We start from the raw sequence: 3,166 nt of genomic DNA on the forward strand, positions 1-3,166 counted from the left end.
ACCAGGCCACCAGCCAGCGCCTGGACGACCTGAACGACCCGTACCGCCTGTTCCGTTGCCACAGCATCATGAACTGCGTCGACGTCTGCCCGAAGGGGCTGAATCCGACCAAGGCCATCGGCAAGATCAAGGAGCTGATGGTTCGCCGCGCCGTTTGAGGCGTCGCGATGGCGTTGTCAACCTGCCTATCGCGAGACAAGGCATCGCGCCGCTTCTGCAGCAGAATGTCGAGTTCGGCGCCGTGTTCATCGACCGACTGCCACGGCAAGTAGGGCTCTCCGCGCAGCGGGCCATGGGCCGCTCGAGCCCGACAGCAGTCCTCGCCATATCAGAACAACACGGCAATACATCATGAATCTCAAGCGCGTGAATCACCAGACCACGACTGCGCGCGAGCTCTATGACAGCATGTTTGAACTCTATTCCGATCGGATCAATCCCGGCTCGTTGTGGGCGACAGCCCATGCCGCGAAGAACACCCCGATATAAGCAGCACAAACGCATGTGGCGCGATCTCGGGTCACCGAGATCGCAAGCCCATCACGTCATTGAAACTTTCGTAGGGCAGCGTTGATAGGCAAATTGATTCCATGCCTTGAAAAGATTTTAGAGAATGCCTCAGCCCTGAAAGAGACAGGTTTCCCTAGAAAAATACAATCGTGATGAATTCCCAGCACGAAGCCATAGATTTCGAAACCAAGCAGCCTGGTATCTACGTCCGAAGGGATTTCCCCGCACACTACGGCATCGCGTAACTGCACATCAAGACAGTTACGCCATCCATTTACGACAAACCGCATTGTCTCCCCGGTCAGCTCGTCAGTACTTGCGCAGTATTCGGAAGCGGCACGAAGCAGTAGACACCCCCCATCCTTGAGCACGTACTCGCCCAACCACATGTCAATGATTCGTACAAGCCGCTGAATCCCTTTTGGGGTGTTTCGCGTCACGTCATTCGCATCGCGGAGTAAGGCCGAGTAGTATTCCACCAGCACTTCGGAGATAAGGTCTGCTCGCGACTGAAAGCGGTCATACACCATGCTCTTCGAAATGCCTAATTGTGCCGATAGCTCGTTGATCGAGAACTTGCTCAACCCGTGCATCCTCGCCAACTGAGTCGTGACTCGCATCACGTTCTCTCTTGAAGACCGGACAATTGTCCTTCTGTTGCGTAGTGTATCGCTTGGAACGGAAGTCTGAGTCGTCATATTTACCAAATTCTTCCCCCTGGCCCGTGAGCCAGAGGCGTTGTCACAAACATCGACGCGATGAACTGCCTGAGCCTATGCGACCAACCACCAGCCTGGGCAAAAACGTCAAGATCGCTCGCTTCAGCCGAAATCAATCGCCATGATCGGCCCCGACCCGGTTGCAATCTCCACTGCAAGAGCATCCACTTCTGGTAGCAGCTTTTTGAAATAGAAACGTGCCGTGGCGATCTTTGACGCATAAATTGGATCAGAATCATGGCTTTTGGAGAACGCTAGAGCAGCCATACGGGCCCACATCCACCCAAGCCCCACATGACCGACCAGCCGCAAGTACGCGACAGCGACACTCCCTTCAGTATGAGGGTCGATCTTGGATTGCACTGACACATCCTGCGTCGCGTTTCGCAGCAGGTTGATCGCACGGGACAGTGAGTTTGTGAAGTCCCCCATTTCTGGGTCGGCGGCATGCGTTTCAATGAATTCTGTGATGATTTTGAGGAAAATCTCAAGCTTCTTACCGCCATCCATCAGAACCTTACGGCCGAGCAAATCCAAAGCCTGAATGCCGTTCGCACCTTCGTAGAGTGGGATAATTCGCGCATCGCGAAGATACTGCTCAACATGATTGTCAGCGATGTATCCGTGCCCACCAAATACTTGCATTGCAAGACTAGTGCATTCAACGGCGAGGTCGCTGCTGAATGCCTTCACAATCGGAGTTACAAGAGCAGAGAGCTCCGCCGCCTGATGGCGGATTTCGGGGTCTTTGGTGGCATGCTGCGTGTCAGCAAGTTGGCATGCCCACCATCCGAATGCACGTGCTCCCTCGACGTATGCTTTCTGAGTCAGGAGCATACGACGCACATCCGCGTGCTCGATAATTGAGTCTGCGGGGCCCCTTCTAGCCGATTCCTTTGGAGACCTGCCTTGCAAACGATCCTTGGCATAGGCTAGCGCCTTCTGATACGCCGCTTCCATCAGTCCAATTGCATTGACACCGACAAGAAGTCGCGCATGGTTCATCATGACGAACATCGCCGCCAGCCCCTTGTTCACCTCACCCACGAGATATCCGGTCGCACCGTCAAAGTTCATTGTGCACGTGGCATTTGCATGAATCCCCATCTTGTGCTCGAGAGAACCGCAAAAGACCGCGTTGCGCTCTCCCAACTCCCCTTTGGAGGACACCAGGATCTTCGGAACAAGGAAGAGAGAAATGCCCTTGACGCCAAGCGGAGAGTCCGGAAGCCGCGCGAGTACCAGATGGATGATGTTGTCCGTGAGATCGTGCTCACCGCCCGATATAAATATCTTCGTACCCGTGATGGCGAAGGTGCCATCGTCATGCGGAATAGCTCGAGTTCGCAAGAGTCCAAGATCGGTTCCTGCGTGTGGCTCGGTCAAGCACATCGTTCCCGCCCATTCGCCAGATACCAGCTTCGGCAGGTAGAGCTCTTTCTGCGCTGCCGTAGCGTTTGCAGCTAGACAAGTATAGGCCGCCTGTGACATTCCCGGATAAGCTGCCCACGCCATGTTGGCACCGGCGAAGATCTCTAGAACTGCCGCATTCACGGTGTTGGGTAGACCTTGACCGCCATGCTCCGGGTTACATCCCAGCGACGTCCAGCCTGCTTCAATGAACTGCTGATACGCCATTTTGAACCCGTCGGGTGTGGTAACCACACCTGCGGAGGGCATGGAGCATCCCTGGCGGTCCCCAATGTCGTTCAATGGTGCCAGCACTTCTGTCGCGAACAGACCAGCCGCCTCTATCACCTGGTCTATTGTCTCGGAACTCAGGTCATCAGCTTCGGAAAACGCGGGAGGGGTTGTCACATCGAGCAGTTCGTGGAGCACGAACTGATATTCGCGAACTGGAGCGTGATAGGCGTTCATAGCTATTGTTGGCGAGTTGCCGTTTATTTTTGAGAAAGAATGCGAGATTCGATACGATC

General features: G+C 54.7%; 3 protein-coding genes and 2 pseudogenes. 2 read left to right on the forward strand and 3 right to left on the reverse strand.

Annotation, left to right across the window (positions count from 1 at the left end; genetic code table 11):
* Positions 1-158 (forward strand): annotated as a pseudogene (gene sdhB / locus AC1DO7_RS40540) (succinate dehydrogenase iron-sulfur subunit); the annotation flags it as partial.
* A gap of 40 nt (positions 159-198) precedes the next feature.
* Here sdhB and AC1DO7_RS40545 read toward each other — a convergent pair.
* Positions 199-286: pseudogene (locus tag AC1DO7_RS40545) on the reverse strand (IS6 family transposase); the annotation flags it as partial.
* Positions 287-351: 65 nt separating this feature from the next.
* Here AC1DO7_RS40545 and AC1DO7_RS40550 point away from each other — a divergent pair.
* Positions 352-489, forward strand: a complete 138-nt coding sequence (locus tag AC1DO7_RS40550) for a hypothetical protein (RefSeq protein WP_441623232.1) — start codon at positions 352-354, stop codon at positions 487-489.
* Between the two features lie 56 nt (positions 490-545).
* On the opposite strand, the gene AC1DO7_RS40555 is transcribed toward AC1DO7_RS40550, so the two are convergent.
* Both AC1DO7_RS40555 and AC1DO7_RS40560 read right to left on the reverse strand, forming a co-directional pair.
* On the reverse strand, positions 546-1,208 hold the full coding sequence (locus AC1DO7_RS40555) for a TetR/AcrR family transcriptional regulator (RefSeq protein ID WP_441623234.1): 663 nt from the start codon (positions 1,206-1,208) through the stop codon (positions 546-548).
* A 123-nt stretch (positions 1,209-1,331) separates the two neighbouring features.
* Positions 1,332-3,107, reverse strand: coding sequence for an acyl-CoA dehydrogenase C-terminal domain-containing protein (locus AC1DO7_RS40560; protein ID WP_441623236.1), 1,776 nt, complete (start codon positions 3,105-3,107; stop codon positions 1,332-1,334).
* Between the last annotated feature and the right edge of the window lie 59 nt (positions 3,108-3,166).

The organism is Cupriavidus sp. 05N40 (genome assembly GCF_056397305.1).